This is a genomic window from Hyella patelloides LEGE 07179 (assembly GCF_900659865.1).
In the GTDB taxonomy this organism is placed as follows: domain Bacteria; phylum Cyanobacteriota; class Cyanobacteriia; order Cyanobacteriales; family Xenococcaceae; genus Hyella; species Hyella patelloides.
This window is the reverse complement of record NZ_LR213780.1, coordinates 17,381-32,781: the sequence shown is the minus strand read 5'-3', so window position 1 is coordinate 32,781 and position 15,401 is coordinate 17,381. Positions and strand designations below refer to the sequence as shown.

Genomic DNA, 15,401 nt, shown 5'->3' with positions numbered 1-15,401 from the left:
AAATGAACTACTACCACCTACCCTAATGGAACGAGATGGTAGTTTGAGTACTAATCATTTCTACACCCAAAATTTTTATTCTCTAAGTACAATTATCTATCAAGAGATTTTCAATTTCCATCCGAGCAGGTTCAGGGGGAATAAATTTTGGTATTCCAGTAGCAATGATGGCTATAGGAGCAATATATTTAGGAATATTTAGTTTGTGAGTAAAGTTAGAATATATTGTTTTATTTGCTTCTCTAGAGCCGATCAAATCATCGGCAAAATGATTCCAACAGACTCCTAAACCACATTTATGAGCTACTAAAACCATTTGCATGATAGCAGCACCTGCATCTATATATATAGAACGTTCTGATTTTCCCAATGCTCCATAAAAACGAGTATCCATACCAACAAATATTAATAATGGCGCGCTGATGCAGTGATTTTCTTTGATTTCTCTAAGGAGTTCTTTTTGTTCTGGTTCAACTAAAATTAAAAATCGCCAAGGTTGACGATTACCTGAAGTTGGAGCCCATTTCGCTGCATCAATCATCTGATGAGCAATTTGCCTAAATTCGGATTTACTTGGTTGTTCTGCTGACCAAACACGAACACTACGTCTAGCCCTCAAAAAATCAATAAATTCTGGAGCTAAATCTGAATTAAATTGGGGAGGTAAAATACTATTTTTTTGGACAAAATCCTGCTCCAAATTATCAAAGGCATGATAAATTTTCTTTGACCAAAGAAAAGTTGATTCATTGCTAGGATAGTTTCGACTTTCTAGAACTTGATAAATTAAGCCCAGCTTATGCCACTTGCTACGATAAATACTATATTTTGATTGAAGTATATTATTGTAAATTGTTTTTTCAATACGATGAGACTCATGGCGCATCAAACTAAGTAATTCATCGTCACTCAATTTTGCGAGTTCATCATACGTTACTTTACCTGTAAGATGACTTTTGCGTTTGACATATTTGTGGATAATTTTTCGGTAAAAAGGAACTAAGAAGGGAATTTTTTTGAGTCTATTTTTAATATTCATCATCAAAGAGCGTTGATAAAATAAAAAGACAAATAAGTACAAAATTTTTTCTTTTGGCAAATTTGAATGTTTTTATTGTAAACCTACAAGTTGAGGTATCTTATCAAAATAAGTCCCACTCCAGTCGATAGTTTTTTGACTTTCGATCTTTAAGCAATTTTCTACCAGTGAGGGAATCTCATCTAAGTTTTGGGCAAACATCACTGAAGGGATATCTTTAAACCAATGAATAGCGGAAGTCAATTTGTGATCTACAGTCTGCAACACGACACAGGGCTTTTGACATAATACGGTAAAGATTAAGCCATGATAGCGATCTGTGACCACTATATCGGCAGCGAGAAAATGCTTGAGGGTGTCATCCAAAGTTGCTTCTCGTCGCTCAATAGCGATCTCTTTTTCAAGGGTTGTATCATAATAAGTGCATTCATAGGGTAAACTGTCACCAATTTCCTGACGCTGCTTTGGTGTCAATGCCGATTCAATATCTAAACGCAAACAGAGTAAGATTTGGGGCGGGTCATTACGTTGCTTTGAAGATCGTAACGGTAAAGAAAGAACAAAATCAGGCATACAGAAAGTTTGAGCTTGGGGAAACAATTCTGCTGCCAACTCGCCACTGCGAGGATCGCGACCAATTAAGGTTAAGTTAGGATGGCTAGCATAGATACTACGGGAGATTTCTTTCTCGGCTTGACCACTAGGAGTATCGCTAAAGAAAATAGTTTGTGGCAAGCTAATTATCTGATTATTAGGAAAAGTGCTAATCATTTCTCGTCGCATTCCTTCCGACCACTTACCGCGATCTCCTAAATTACCTCCACTATGAAGGAAAAAGATATCGTCAGGTTGCACTAACCACTGTAGAGCAGGCAAAAGATAATGACCTCGATTTTTATCCATTTCGATCACAGGAAATTTGCTGAAATGTTTATTTAACCAAGCACGAATCGCAATTACTTGAGCATGATCTCCAATATTTTTTAAGTAGGGTGGAGGAGTGAGAGTGTAAATGATTTTTTTCTGGTTTTTAAGTTTTTTGTGGCTATAGGCAAAGGTCAAATTATCAATAATCCATTTGGGAGCAGTAACAGTTTTGTAGACAATTTTTTTTACTCGTCTGTATATTTTTGCTAAAGTAGTTTTCATGGACAATAAAATAATTAGATTCTTAAACTGTGACAATTATAGGTAGTGATTGGGTCAATTAGCGAACTGAACCAATCTTTTTTTCGAGTTTTTCTGACTAGAGGCTTTACCTATTTTCTTCGAGCAAAGAGAGTAGAAGCTACTTTCCTGTCAACTAGGTGTTGATTGAACATCTGTATTGTTCTTGAGCTTAAAAACTGCAAAATAACCCAGGGCAATTCGAGAAGATAAATTAGCTTTATCTATGATTTGCAATACTGGTTTTTGTTTCAAAATATAAAAACAACTATGTTGAAATAAACGTAAAATTTTAGTTCCTATTTTTTTAACAAATACTGCTATGTATTTAGGCAGAAATCTACAAATCATTCCAATCAAAACTTCAACTATTTTTGATACAACATCCACAAATACTCCAAAACCATTACCAAAATGTTTCAATAAAACCACCTCTAAACTTGCTTTTTCTGCGAGATGCTTGAGACCATGCGGTGTATAACGATAATAGTCAAATGGCTCTTCGTGTAAATGGTATAAAAAGGGTACGCTTAGAATTAAGTAGCCATCTTGCTTTAAAATTCTGCTAATTTCTTTCAACAATACTAGAGGTTCACTGATATGTTCTAAAACTGAAGTTGAAAAAACACAATCTACAGAGCTATCTTCCAAGGGCAAACTCTGGTTTAAGTTAGCAAAAACATCAACATATTTTGCCTCATGGTTACTTTGTGGCCAATCAATACAAGTTACTTTATCTACTCGATCTTTATACCATTCGTAATAAGGAACATTGCCACATCCTAAATCTACTAAATGTCCATGTAAATAAGATTTGTGTGAATCAACAACGCGAAAAGCCTCTAGTGTGATGTATAAACTCCCTGGAGCCATTCCTGACTCATCGACACAAAATTTATCACCGTAATTTTTAATCTTAGTGGGTTTCCATTCCGAGACGTTTTTCATGGCAATTGTTAGCTATTATTTTGGGTATTTTGTCAAAATATTCAGAGTTTTTTAATTTCTTTGATGCTTAATCGCGAAAAAGTTTTTTCTAATCTAAGATGCTTTCTCGTCTGATTTCAGTGTTTTACAATACCTATTAAGGGAATACAATAATTGAACAAAATTGACGCGGAATTTTTTTGAGTATTCTTTCTCCATTTACTTAGCTCTCAAAACTTGTGCCAGTTGTAGCATCTCCCAGAGAATATTTCTACCATTAGGCATCATAATCCAGATCAGAAGATAAAAAACAGAATATAGTCCTAAATCAATCAATATACTCACTAATATATTAATTCTTAAATATGAGACCAAATTAGTGTTTATAAGTATCATTGCTGCTCCTGTAGAAGCCAAAGCAGGAGGACAGAGAGTAGATATTAACTTGGTTAATTTTAAAGTGGTTTGATGGTAGCAATAGGCAAATCCCGCTATGAGGAAAATTGGTCGAGATAAGCCATAAATCGCAGCCACTCCCAAAACACCCCAACGCACCCCAATCAAAAATAAAATAACGTTAATAGCTGATGAAATAATCCCCCAACGCAATTGACGATCGACTAAGCCTAGTGATTGGTATGCCCAGCCTAAACCAACACCAATAGTAGAGTTAAAAGCAGCAGGTAACAGAAATTGAAAAATGGGAACTACTTCTAACCACTGTTCCCCTAAAACTAGCAAAATTGCTTTATCTGCTGAGGCAAATAAAAAGCCAATCAAAGGCATTCCCAGGGTACTAATTAATAAAATTGCCTTGTAGTAATATCTGCGGTATTGGTGGGGATCATTTTGTAAACTGCATAAGGCAGGAAGAGCTACATTAGTAACTGGAGCATTAATCTGCTGAATTGGTAACAACACTAATTGATAAGCTTTGGCATAAAGACCGAGTTGTTGTGAACCCCAATAACGACCAATCAAAATATTATCAAGATTGCGGGAAAAATAATTAACTAAATTAAAGCCTGTTACATTTCCGCCAAAAGCCAGCATTGATTTAATTCCCGAATCTTTAACGGGCATTCCTGGTCGCCAACTGCAAGCCCACCACACTCCCAATGCATTACCCGCAGCTGTCACAATTTGCATTAACACCAATGCCCAATAACCCAACCCGTACCAAGCAGCGATCGCTGCTGCTATAACACCAGACAGAGTAGATATAATTTCAATCTTTGCTAGATCGCCAAAATGCATCTGTCGTCGCAATAATGCTTGATGCTGTACTGTCAAACCACCAAAAATAAAAGTACTGGCTAAGGCAATAGTAATTCCAGTTAAGCGAGATTCCTGATAGAACCAAGATGCAACGGGTGCTAAGGCCACTACTATCGCTGCTGCCAGACAACTAATAGCAAAATTAATCCAAAATAAGGTACTGACTTGCTGGTGGTTAATTTCTGCTTTCTGTATAGTAGCGTTAGCTAGTCCTAAGTCTTTGAACAATTTGGCAAAACCAATCGCTACTGTCACCATCCCAATCAAGCCGTAATCTTCTGGTAAGAGCAATCTGGCTAAAATTGCTGTCGATCCCATTTGAATTACAAATTTACTAGCTTGGGCAGCAATAGTAACCGCACCACTACGAACCGATCGCTTTTTAAGGTCTGTTTTTAAATTGTCATTGCTGAAATACTCTCTAGATTTGTTAGATATAGAGCTTTGATTTTGTTTTGACACTAATTAACCTTAATTAAACTTGCCAATCTTCAGTACTATGTAAAAATAGCATAAATTATCTTGAGTGTTGAGCTATTAGAAAAAATTGCCTCATAACAATTGGCGTTGCTGATTTGAGGTCTGAAATCAATAATGACAAAGTTCGTAGACGGGCGATATAAACTTTTGAGGAGACCTCAACAGCGTGATTGGATAAGCACAGGGTACACCAGCATCCCTCACGCTCAAAAGACACGCCCTCCTCTAAGCTAATAGCTATAAGCTAATAGCCTTCTAAAGATTTATAAAAAAGCTCTAATTATTAAAATCATACTGTGATTCAGCAACGCCTAACAATTTAGTCTGCTCAAAAGTTTCTGAGATTATCCTTTTCTAAGTAGATAAGACTTACAAAATCATGAATCTAAAAAACCAAAGGCAAAAATTAAAAAAGAAGGCTATTCCTTGGATATTTAAACTCAAAAATCTCAACAAACAACAATTTAACTGCCCAGTGTGCAATTATACTGGTGCTTTTAAAGACGTTAATCCCCCCACTGGTTATCGAAAACACGCCCAGTGTCCCCAATGTCGTGCTTTAGAAAGACATCGTATTCACTATGTAGTCGTTAAACAGCTATTAGAAAGTATGGATACTTCAAATTTAAGTATGCTGCATTTTGCTCCAGAAGCTTTTTTTCGAGATTTGTTTGCTACCAAATTTGAGAAATATGAAACAGCCGATCTATATATGCCCAATGTCGATTATCAAGTTGATTTACAGAACCTTCCGTTTGCCGATCGAAGCTACGATTTCATTTTTGCTTCCCATGTTTTGGAACACGTATCAGACGATCTCAAGGCAATCTCAGAAATTCGTCGCATATTAAAGCCTCATGGGATCGCTGTTTTACCAATACCTTTAGTTGCCGAAACGACTATTGAATATCCTGAACCTAATCCCTATGAAGAATATCACGTAAGGGCTCCTGGTTTAGATTATTTTGATCGCTATGAACTTTATTTTAATAAAGTCGAGCGCATTAGTTCCGATTTATTACCTCAAAAACACCAATTGTACGTTTATGAAGATCGTAGTCAATGGCCGACTAAAGAATGTCCTTTACGACCAGCTATGTATCAGGAGAAGTACCTTGATATTGTTCCAGTTTGTTATGCCTAAATTTGATTGCTATTGATGCTTCAACAACCCAGTAATTTTGCTTAATTAAATAAAACAAAATTGGACTAAGTATTAACACTAATAACACCTAGTCCATAGTCCAACTAAAAAAATTCGGTTTTTGGCTCAATAAGGGTAATCTTACATCATACCCATACCGCCCATGCCACCCATACCGCCCATGCCACCCATGGGATCCATTCCACCACCACCAGCAGGCATTGGAGGTTCGGGTTCGGGTTTTTCGACGACTAAAGCTTCAGTGGTTAAGACCATCGCTGCAATAGAAGCTGCATTTTGTACCGCAGAACGTACTACTTTTGCGGGATCGACAATTCCCGCAGTAACCATGTTTTGTAATTTGCCAGTAACAGCGTCGTAACCAACATTGAATTCGCTATCTTTAACTTTTTCGACAATTACTGTGCCTTCTACTCCAGAATTATCAGCAATCTGACGTAAAGGAACTTCCAACGCTTTGGCGAAAATATCCGCAGCAACTTTTTCTTCGCTATCACTGAGTTGCTCTTTGTATTCTAAAACTTTCTTTCCAAGGTGAATTAAAGTTGTACCACCACCAGGAATAATACCTTCTTCAACGGCTGCTTTGGTAGCGTTAAGAGCATCTTCAATGCGGAGTTTGCGATCTTTTAGCTCGGTTTCGGTTGCAGCACCTACTTTAATAACTGCCACACCACCAGCAAGTTTAGCGATGCGTTCTTGTAACTTTTCACCGTCGTATTCAGAATCGGTTTCAGCTAGCTGTTTGCGGATTTGAGCTACTCGTTTGCCAATTTCTTCGCTTGTGCCACCACCAGAAACAATAGTAGTATTTTCTTTATCAATGGTTACTTTCCCTGCATTACCTAACATTTCTAGGGAAACTGCGTCTAAGCTTAAGCCTACTTCTTCGGAGATTAGCTGACCACCAGTAAGGATGGCAATGTCTTGCAACATTTGTTTTCTGCGATCGCCAAAACTGGGAGCTTTGATAGCTGCAACGTTTAAAACACCTCTAGCTTTATTCACGACTAGAGTTGCTAGAGCTTCTCCATCAATGTCTTCAGCAATAACTAGTAATGGTTGACCACCGCGAGCCACTTTTTCTAGTACGGGAACTAGATCGGCTACGGCACTAATTTTTTTATCAGTAATTAAAATTGCAGGGTTTTCAAACTCAACAATTTGTCTTTCTTGATTTGTGACAAAGTAAGGAGAAATATAGCCTCGATCTATTTGCATCCCTTCTACCACATCAAGTTCAGTAGCTAGAGATTTTGATTCCTCTACGGTAATTACCCCATCTTTGGTAGCTTTTTCCATTGCTTCAGCGATGATGTTGCCGATTTCTTCATCATTACCCGCAGAAACACTAGCTACTTGGGCAATAGCACCACCTTCAACGGGAGTAGCTAAGGAGATAATTTCTTGTACCAAGTAAGCAGTAATTTTTTCTAAGCCTCTTTTAAGTGCCACAGGGTTAGCTCCTGCTGCAACATTTTTGAGCCCTTCTTGAATCAATGCTTGAGCAATCACAGTAGCGGTGGTTGTGCCGTCTCCTGCATTATCATTGGTTTTGGCTGCTACTTCTTGGATCAGCTTAGCACCAGTGTTTTCTAAAGGATCTTCTAATTCAATTTCTTTGGCAACCGTAATCCCATCATTGACAATTTGGGGTGCGCCAAACTGTTTTTCTAATAAGACATTACGACCTTTGGGGCCTAGAGTAATTTTTACGGCATCAGCTAAGGCGTTAACTCCTTTTTCTAATGCACGTCGGGATTTTTCATTGAACGAAACAATTTTCGCCATATCAGTTTACTTTCTCTTTAGTTCCGTTGTGTCTTCATCTGCAAATTTAGCACTCTACTGTTTAGAGTGCTAATAATAAATTCTATAGTTTTGCGACTCAACTAGCTGGTACGGATATCTAGAAAACAAACATGGCTATTTTTTCTGCCAAGAAAGTGACTGCCAAAAAAATTAGACAATTACGTAAAAAATCTACTTTCTTTTCGAGATTGAGCATCGATTTTTTAGTTCCTGTCAACATTCGATTAACTTGTTGCTGTCGTTCTAAATCTCTGGCGTTAATTTGTTTTTCCCAGATATGGGGATCGAAATCAACTTCCCGTTCAAAACGATCGCTTAGAGAGTTGAGACCTTGATTCATGCGATCGCCAACTCGCTGCTGAAAAACTTCTAATCCTTTACGAAAGTCTTGTTTAAGACTATCAATCTGCCGTTCGAGCTCATTAAATAAATCTCGGCGAACCAGATCGTTTTTGCGTAGCATTTCGGCTTCTAGCTTTTCAACAGTTCTTTGGGAGCTATTTTGAAAGCGAGATAACTCTTCTGTGGTTACAGGAGGTATATTATTGAGGCTAGACAAGATTTTTTCAAATAACCCAGGGCCTAACTGAAAATAACCCCTTTGTACGTAACGAATGGTATCAGAAATTTCTTGCCCAGAAGTGGTTTTTAATAAATAACCCCTTGCTCCTGCTTTAACCGCAGTATCAATACTATCGCGATCTTCACAGGCACTCAAAATAACAACTTTAGTCTCCGCAAAATCTTGAGCAACTTGATACGTCAGACTAAAGCCATTCATTTCTGGCATTTCTAAATCTACCAGGGCAATATCGGGACGATTCTGTTGAATAAACTTGAGGGCTTCAATTCCATTGGCTGCTTGTCCAATGACTTGAAAATCAGCTTCTTTTTCCAAAATTGCTTGAATTGCTTTTCTGGTGAAACTCTGATCGTCCACTATTAGGATACGGATCATTCAAAATATCCTCGTCAAATGTATTTTTAGTAATTTTGATTAGTAAAATTGAAATGTCAAAATTTTAGATAACCATTGCGGTTGCCATCGGCTAACAACTGATTCTTCATGCTCTTCGCCAAAAGAAAGTCGAGCCGTCTGTCCGACACTACAATATTGCTGACCACTTAAAAGGTCTACAGAGGAAGGAACAGTAACAACCACCCTTGAATAGTTACCTGCTGTGACTGTGGGGGGAATCTGAGTTGAAATAGCCCTTTGTGTTGAACCATTGTAAGAGTCTTGTTGATGACTACTCAAAGACTCAATCAAACTAATCTTACCTGTTAAAGATAAGTTTCGATCCGCTACAGTTACGGTAACTGGTTCTTGGGTATCAATTTTGCTGACGATTTCAGGGTTAACCGTAGCTTCGATCCACAGATAATTGCAGTCAATTATAGTGGCAATTGCTTCAGAACTCTCGACTATTTCTCCTTCTGAATATTGGTGAGTATAAACTGCTCCTGTAATGGGGGATTTAATCGGGATTGACTGAATTTCTGCTGCTTGAGAAATAGCTGTAACCAGTTCATTTTGCAGATTAGCCAATTCTTCTTGTAGGAGATTTACAGAAATTTGTTGATTTTCAATTTGCTGTTTTAGCCGAGCAATTTTTTGTGATAATTGATTTTTTAACTGTTGTTTACCTCCTGTAATTTCTTGCTTTAGTAGTTCATATTCTTGGCGAGTACTCTCAAGATTGACAGTTATCTCTTCAATCGCTAGTTTAGCCAGGTTCCACGAGTTTTTTGCCGAATTCAGTTGTGCCTCAGAAAGCCGATTCTGTTCGGACATCTGCTGTAAATTTTCATAGTTTATTTTGGCAGAATCTTCTCGGAGTTTTGCGGTTTTGAGGGCTGTTTCTTGATATTTAATTTGATTGAGATGGAGACTTCTGATTAAGGTGTCCACTTTTCCTGAAGGATTATTTACCGATTCTTGCTCCAGACTTTGTAAACTGACTTCTAAAAAAGAAAGGGATTGCCGAGCCACAGTTTCCTGTTGTTTTTTTAACTCTATTTGTTCTTGTAGTTGGGTTGTTATGGGCTGATAGCGATCGCCTAATAAGGGTTCAATCGTCGCTACTACACTCTCTGCATTTACGGATGCACCTTGGGGATAGTTTATTTTGGCTAGTTTGCCCCGTATTGGGCTATTAATAGGGATTGTTTTGCCATTGATTACGGCATTTTCGATTACTACTTGAGGAGAACGTTGAGAAATAACCGACATGACACCAATAGAAATTGCTAGCAATCCGAAACTAGCGATGCTAATTGCCGAAAAATAGCGATTCAATCCATTCTTTTCGACAGAGTCTTCTTCTTTTTCTTCTGGAGGTAAAGATAAGGGAGGCTCCAACTCATCTTCCACAGGCATCAACAAATGTGGGGAAGGTTTGAATTCAGAAGAGTTGACTTCGGGTTTAATGGCTGCGCGATTAGCAATTGTATCAGAAGAGTTTTGTGGAGTAGTAGGAGTATCTAAAATTCCCCATTTTGGAAGTTCTTGATACTCCGATGCCTCACCAAAAACAATTTCTGATTCGTCAGTGCTGAGTTCAGATAAAGTCTGAGAAATTTGTGGAATAATATTTTCATAAGCGGTGTTGGCAACATGAGTATCTCCTTTACTGACTGCATGAATGGCTTCAACCATTTCTTGTAGAGGAGTATCTTTCAGTAAATAACCTTTGACACCCATTTCTAGAGATTGGATTAAATGCTGCTCATTTACTCCATCGCTAAAGATAATAACCTTGACTTCTGGATACTTGTTACGAATAATAGCGACAACATCAAATCCTTCGATTTCGGATAATTTGATGCTAAGAAATAGAATATTGGGATTAACCTCCTCAATTTTAGAAATAGCAGCATAACCATTATCAACTGCTGCTACAATCTCAATATCTGGCTCAGACTCTAATAGAACTCTCAAACCTTCTCGAATTACTTTCTGTTCATCTACCAGAAGAATGCGAACCATAATTAACTACTTTACTAACTAACAAATGTTTAAAGTTTAAAAACGAGAGCGACAAACAAAATAAATAATAGGTAAAAAAATAAATATTAATTACTCAAGACAAAACTAAATTTCTTGATTAGGGTGGGGTAACAGTAAAATTGTTTTTATAATCAACTCCGTTTAAATACTTAAAGTTAGCTACTGCTCAATTTTTTCGTACTACATTACATTAATTTTTACCACTACTTTGCGATTGATAAAGGATTTTTTCCGTAAATTTACTGAATCTTCACGTAATAGATAATAATCTAAGAAGTCAGAGTTATTCATAGAATAGTAATTTTTTCGTGAAAAACTCAGTATGGACGAGAAAGAAGAAATTTCCTCGCTATGTTCAATCACGCTTCGGTAAACTAAAGAACAGATTTTATAATGAGGATGAGCGCGATCGCTTAAAAAAAAGATGATAAATAGTAGTATTTGGGAACTAGATTTTTATTCCCGTCCCGTTTTGGATGAAAATCAGAAAAAACTCTGGGAAGTCTTAATTTGTGAAAGCCCTATTGATGTCACAAATACAACCGAACAACTATTTAAGTATACAGAATACTGTCCTAGTAAAACGGTTAATTCCCTCTGGTTGCGAGAAGCTATTGAAAAGGCGATCGCCCAAACGGGAAATACGCCTAAAAAAATCCGCTTCTTTCGCCGTCAAATGAACAATATGATTACCAAAGCTTGTGAAGATGCGGGAATTGCTGCTGCTCCCAGTCGTCGCACCTATGTTTTAGAAGAATGGCTGAAAAATAGGTATCAAGAAGTATACCCCCAAGAACCTGGTTATGATGCCAAAGCTGCTAATTCTACTTCTGTCAAGTATCCCCCGCTAAATGCAATTGCTTTACCCGATGCGGTACGAGGAGATAAAACAGATCGCTGGGCTTTTGTGAGTTTAGAAGCGTCTGCTTTTGCAGAGATGCCAGAGTGGGAAATTAGCTTTGGGGAATCTTTTCCCTTATCTGTGGCGGAAATTTCTCCTGAAACTAAAATACCTGGTTTTATTGTCTTTTCTCCCCGCGCTATTCCTTTAGCTGCTTGGATGTCTGGTTTGGAAATGGGTTATTTGCAACTAGAAACAGGCGATCTCTCTAAATTGCGTTTAGAAACAGGAGCTAGTGATAGTTGGATTTTAGCCAACCTAACCAATAAACAAACATTAGCAGAAGCTCAAGGATTTGCTCAGGCAAAGAGTCAAGCTAATAATGTCCATTTCTTAGCCGTACAGTCCGATCCTAATTCAGAATCTTTTGCTGGATTTTGGCTACTAAAAGAATAAGAGCTTTAGTAATTTTGAAGTATTAGATAAGATACTATTCGCTACTTGCTGTTCGTTACTATTTTTGGCGTTGCTGATTTAGCGAACGAGTGCGCGACGGCGAAGCCGAGTCCTTTAGGGGTCTTGGGGGTTTCCCTCAATGAGCAACTCGTTCAAGACAGTAATGTCACCCAAAATAATACGGTTCGTAGCTATAAGCTTTCTTGCTATAAGCTTTCTTGCTTTGAAATAATTTTGAATAACAGCATAGATTAGTAAAAACTTGTCTCAGCATTATGCATTCACCAACGCCCTATTTTTTGGAGATTTTTGAATTTCAGAGAAAGTAAAGTCAGACAGCTCTTCTTTCTTCATCCTTCATCGTTATATCATTATGAACTCTGAATCTATTATCACTGCTCAAAACGTCGAAAAATGGTACGATAACAACTTTCATGTGTTGCGGGGGGTTGACCTGCAAGTTAATAAACAAGAAGTTGTCGTAATTATGGGGCCTTCTGGTTCGGGAAAATCAACTTTTATTCGTACCTTTAATGCTCTAGAACCCTATCAAAAAGGACAAATTGTTATTGATGGAACTAAACTGTCTAACGATTTAAAAAATATTGAAACTATTCGCCGAGAAGTGGGAATGGTATTTCAACAATTTAATTTATTTCCCCATTTGACAGTTTTACAAAATGTTACCTTAGCTCCTATTTGGGTCAGAAAATGGTCAAAAAATAAAGCTGAAGAAGTTGCGATGCAACTATTAGAAAAAGTTGGTATTTTAGAGCAAGCAAGTAAGTTTCCTGGTCAACTTTCAGGGGGACAACAACAGCGTGTTGCGATCGCTAGAGCCTTGGCAATGCAACCCAAAATTATGTTATTTGATGAGCCGACATCAGCTCTCGATCCTGAAATGGTAAGGGAAGTTTTGGATACGATGCGTAATTTAGCAGAGTCTGGAATGACGATGGTTTGTGTAACTCATGAGGTGGGTTTTGCTAGAGAAGTGGCAGATCGAGTAGTCTTTATGGATGAAGGAACGATCGTCGAAATTGCTACTCCTGAAGATTTTTTTAATAATCCTCAAGAAGAGCGATCGCAAGAATTTTTGTCTCAGATATTATAACGGCTTTCTATTAGCTTCCTCAGCTAAATATTGAGTAAAATTCATCTTGTCTATTACCAGTTGCCTCTTATTTTCAAAATTTCCTTATTTACAACGGTAATTACTATTTTATTTCGTTACACTAGCTAATAATTGTACTTTGGGAGAAGACAAAAATTGAGCTATTTAGCTAACAAAATAGTATTATTGATACTCTCTTTTTGCTTTGTTTTAGTAACTCCTGTATTAGCACAGCAACCAACAGTTAACTTGCCTGACTTTTCGGTCAATGATATTCCCATTTTTTCGCCTTTTGAATTAGAAGAAGATCGTGCAGCCGTAATTTTAGATGGTAGAGAGCTTTTTCAAATAGGTAGTTTTGTTAATCAAAATAACTATATAACGGCAATTCAACGAGCAGCAGATATTAATAAAAAGCTGAAAAAGGCAGTAAATGCGGATAAACCTCCTGAATTAGAAATTAAAAATCTTAATGGATTACCTATTATATTTTTAAATGATACTTATCTATTTACAGTAACTTCTAAAGAAATAACTGACGGAGAAAAGACAGAAAATAAAGCTAATTATTTAAAAAAGATAATTAGAAACTCCATTATTACCGCACAGCAAGAAAGAACGAAAAAATATCAATATAGCAATTATGTTGTTGCTATTATTATAATGGCGATCGCCGTTATCTTGAATCGCATTCTAGACCTTTTAAAAACTCACTCGTTAATCGAAACTTGGAAAAATTTAGTTCCTGTTCTGAGAGCTAAATCTTCTCCTGATACTCTAGAATTGAGTTTTTTGTCTAAAGTAAAATTAGGCTTAACTAAAACTTTACTGTGGTTAACTGCTGCTTTCTGGATAACTGATTTATTTCCTTTAACTAGAAGACTACGCTACGAAATCTTAAGTAGTCTTTGGAATGCCTTAAATTCGCCCTTGTTTTCTTTAGGAAATCAAAATTACTCTATTATTAGTATTTTAATTTTACTGGGATTATTTTGGGGATTAATTTCTCTGATTAAAACTATTACCAATTTATTGAGGACTCGTATTCTTAATCACACAGGAATGAGTCGAGGTTCTCAAGAAGTAGTTTTTATTATTGTTCAGTACGGCTTAGTTTTTCTTGGCACAATTATCTTATTGCAAATTTGGGGGTTAAATCTAAGCTCTTTAACTATCTTAGGTAGTGCTTTAGGTGTTGGTATTGGTTTCGGGTTTCAAGACATCGCTAAAAATTTTGCTAGCGGTTTAGTCTTACTATTTGAACGTTCGGTACAGGTAGGCGATTTTATTGAGGTTAATGGTTATAAAGGAACTGTAGAAAGAGTAGGTGCAAGAAGTATTGTTTTAAGAACTTTAGATCGCATATCAATTATTGTTCCTAACTCCAGTTTATTGGCGGATGAAGTAGTAAATTGGACTCATGAAAATTCAATTTCGAGATTACATTTGCCAGTAGGTGTTGCTTATGGTTCTGACACCGAAGCAGTAAAATCTGTCCTTTTAGAAGCAGCAACAACCCAGATTGAAGTATTACGTCATCCTGCACCCCAAGTCCTATTTGACGGTTTTGGAGATAGTTCTTTGAATTTTAAGCTATTAATTTGGATTTCTGAACCAAGTCACCAAGTATTTATTAAAAGCGATATTTATTTTCAGATTGAGAAGTTATTCCGCGAACGTGAAATAGAAATTCCCTTTCCCCATAGAGATATTGAAATCCGTAACCCCAACCTATCCATAGGGTTATCTGGTGAAGTAGAAAAAGCTCTAATGCATTGGTTAAAAAAATCCCCTGATAATCAAGACATTAGCAAATAAAGATTTTTAAGCTCATCCCATGCTTCACATACTTAATGCATATCTTTTTTTGTTTGGAAACTAGACAAATTATAGAAAGCAGAGGGTTAAGGAGATGAAAATTAGATGGCAAAAATTATTGATTAATGTTTCTTTATGGGCGATCGCTGAAATCACTTTAAATATTGTTGAGTTAGATACTATTGCCGACTACAGCGAGTTTTTAGAAATGAAAGAAGAAATGGAAACCGTTATAAGTGCAATTGCCTATACATAAAGGAGCGAAGCTCCTAGCTATAAGCCATAAGCCATAAG

General features: G+C 36.9%; 12 protein-coding genes. 5 read left to right on the top strand and 7 right to left on the bottom strand.

Annotated features, from left to right (window positions below; translation table 11 throughout):
- Positions 1-82: 82 nt before the first annotated feature.
- The 4 genes from H1P_RS04095 to H1P_RS04080 all read right to left on the bottom strand — a co-directional run bounded on the left by H1P_RS04095 (position 83) and on the right by H1P_RS04080 (position 4,873).
- The gene (locus tag H1P_RS04095; protein WP_144864420.1) at positions 83-1,099 is read right to left on the bottom strand and encodes a nitroreductase family protein; all 1,017 of its coding nucleotides are present in this window, start codon (positions 1,097-1,099) and stop codon (positions 83-85) included.
- A gap of 12 nt (positions 1,100-1,111) precedes the next feature.
- Positions 1,112-2,188, bottom strand: a complete 1,077-nt coding sequence (locus H1P_RS04090; protein WP_144864418.1) for a polysaccharide pyruvyl transferase family protein — start codon at positions 2,186-2,188, stop codon at positions 1,112-1,114.
- Positions 2,189-2,338: 150 nt separating this feature from the next.
- Positions 2,339-3,154, bottom strand: a complete 816-nt coding sequence (locus H1P_RS04085; protein ID WP_144864416.1) for a class I SAM-dependent methyltransferase — start codon at positions 3,152-3,154, stop codon at positions 2,339-2,341.
- Positions 3,155-3,352: 198 nt separating this feature from the next.
- On the bottom strand, positions 3,353-4,873 hold the full coding sequence (locus H1P_RS04080) for a lipopolysaccharide biosynthesis protein (protein WP_144864414.1): 1,521 nt from the start codon (positions 4,871-4,873) through the stop codon (positions 3,353-3,355).
- Positions 4,874-5,270: 397 nt separating this feature from the next.
- On the opposite strand from H1P_RS04080, the gene H1P_RS04075 reads away from it, so the two are divergent.
- Complete coding sequence (locus H1P_RS04075; protein WP_144864412.1) at positions 5,271-6,035, top strand: class I SAM-dependent methyltransferase; 765 nt, start codon at positions 5,271-5,273, stop codon at positions 6,033-6,035.
- Between the two features lie 141 nt (positions 6,036-6,176).
- On the opposite strand, the gene groL is transcribed toward H1P_RS04075, so the two are convergent.
- The 3 genes from groL to H1P_RS04060 all read right to left on the bottom strand — a co-directional run bounded on the left by groL (position 6,177) and on the right by H1P_RS04060 (position 10,857).
- Entirely contained in the window at positions 6,177-7,847 is a 1,671-nt protein-coding gene (groL, locus tag H1P_RS04070) for a chaperonin GroEL (protein ID WP_144864410.1), read from the bottom strand.
- A 118-nt stretch (positions 7,848-7,965) separates the two neighbouring features.
- A complete protein-coding gene (locus H1P_RS04065) occupies positions 7,966-8,826 on the bottom strand; it encodes a response regulator (protein WP_144864408.1) in 861 nt (286 codons plus the stop codon).
- Positions 8,827-8,865: 39 nt separating this feature from the next.
- Complete coding sequence (locus H1P_RS04060) at positions 8,866-10,857, bottom strand: response regulator (protein ID WP_144864406.1); 1,992 nt, start codon at positions 10,855-10,857, stop codon at positions 8,866-8,868.
- Between the two features lie 445 nt (positions 10,858-11,302).
- Here H1P_RS04060 and H1P_RS04055 point away from each other — a divergent pair, with 445 nt between their 5' ends.
- From H1P_RS04055 to H1P_RS35745, 4 genes are all read left to right on the top strand, one after another.
- The gene (locus H1P_RS04055) at positions 11,303-12,175 is read left to right on the top strand and encodes a Tab2/Atab2 family RNA-binding protein (RefSeq protein ID WP_144864405.1); all 873 of its coding nucleotides are present in this window, start codon (positions 11,303-11,305) and stop codon (positions 12,173-12,175) included.
- Positions 12,176-12,548: 373 nt separating this feature from the next.
- Complete coding sequence (locus tag H1P_RS04050; RefSeq protein WP_144864403.1) at positions 12,549-13,289, top strand: amino acid ABC transporter ATP-binding protein; 741 nt, start codon at positions 12,549-12,551, stop codon at positions 13,287-13,289.
- Between the two features lie 186 nt (positions 13,290-13,475).
- Positions 13,476-15,107, top strand: coding sequence for a mechanosensitive ion channel family protein (locus tag H1P_RS04045; RefSeq protein ID WP_246141458.1), 1,632 nt, complete (start codon positions 13,476-13,478; stop codon positions 15,105-15,107).
- A gap of 94 nt (positions 15,108-15,201) precedes the next feature.
- Positions 15,202-15,363 carry a hypothetical protein gene (locus H1P_RS35745; protein ID WP_186375825.1) on the top strand — a complete coding sequence of 54 codons (162 nt, stop codon included), beginning with the start codon at positions 15,202-15,204 and terminating at the stop codon, positions 15,361-15,363.
- Positions 15,364-15,401 lie beyond the last annotated feature (38 nt).

Bases quoted from the DNA above. Each gene is read 5' to 3' on its own strand.
- H1P_RS04090 (WP_144864418.1), bottom strand. From the start codon at position 2,188: ATGAAAACTACTTTAGCAAAAATATACAGACGAGTAAAAAAAATTGTC.
- H1P_RS04085 (WP_144864416.1), bottom strand. From the start codon at position 3,154: ATGAAAAACGTCTCGGAATGGAAACCCACTAAGATTAAAAATTACGGT.
- H1P_RS04075 (WP_144864412.1), top strand. From the start codon at position 5,271: ATGAATCTAAAAAACCAAAGGCAAAAATTAAAAAAGAAGGCTATTCCT.
- groL (WP_144864410.1), bottom strand. From the start codon at position 7,847: ATGGCGAAAATTGTTTCGTTCAATGAAAAATCCCGACGTGCATTAGAA.
- H1P_RS04065 (WP_144864408.1), bottom strand. From the start codon at position 8,826: ATGATCCGTATCCTAATAGTGGACGATCAGAGTTTCACCAGAAAAGCA.
- H1P_RS04060 (WP_144864406.1), bottom strand. From the start codon at position 10,857: ATGGTTCGCATTCTTCTGGTAGATGAACAGAAAGTAATTCGAGAAGGT.
- H1P_RS04055 (WP_144864405.1), top strand. From the start codon at position 11,303: ATGATAAATAGTAGTATTTGGGAACTAGATTTTTATTCCCGTCCCGTT.
- H1P_RS04050 (WP_144864403.1), top strand. From the start codon at position 12,549: ATGAACTCTGAATCTATTATCACTGCTCAAAACGTCGAAAAATGGTAC.
- H1P_RS35745 (WP_186375825.1), top strand. From the start codon at position 15,202: ATGAAAATTAGATGGCAAAAATTATTGATTAATGTTTCTTTATGGGCG.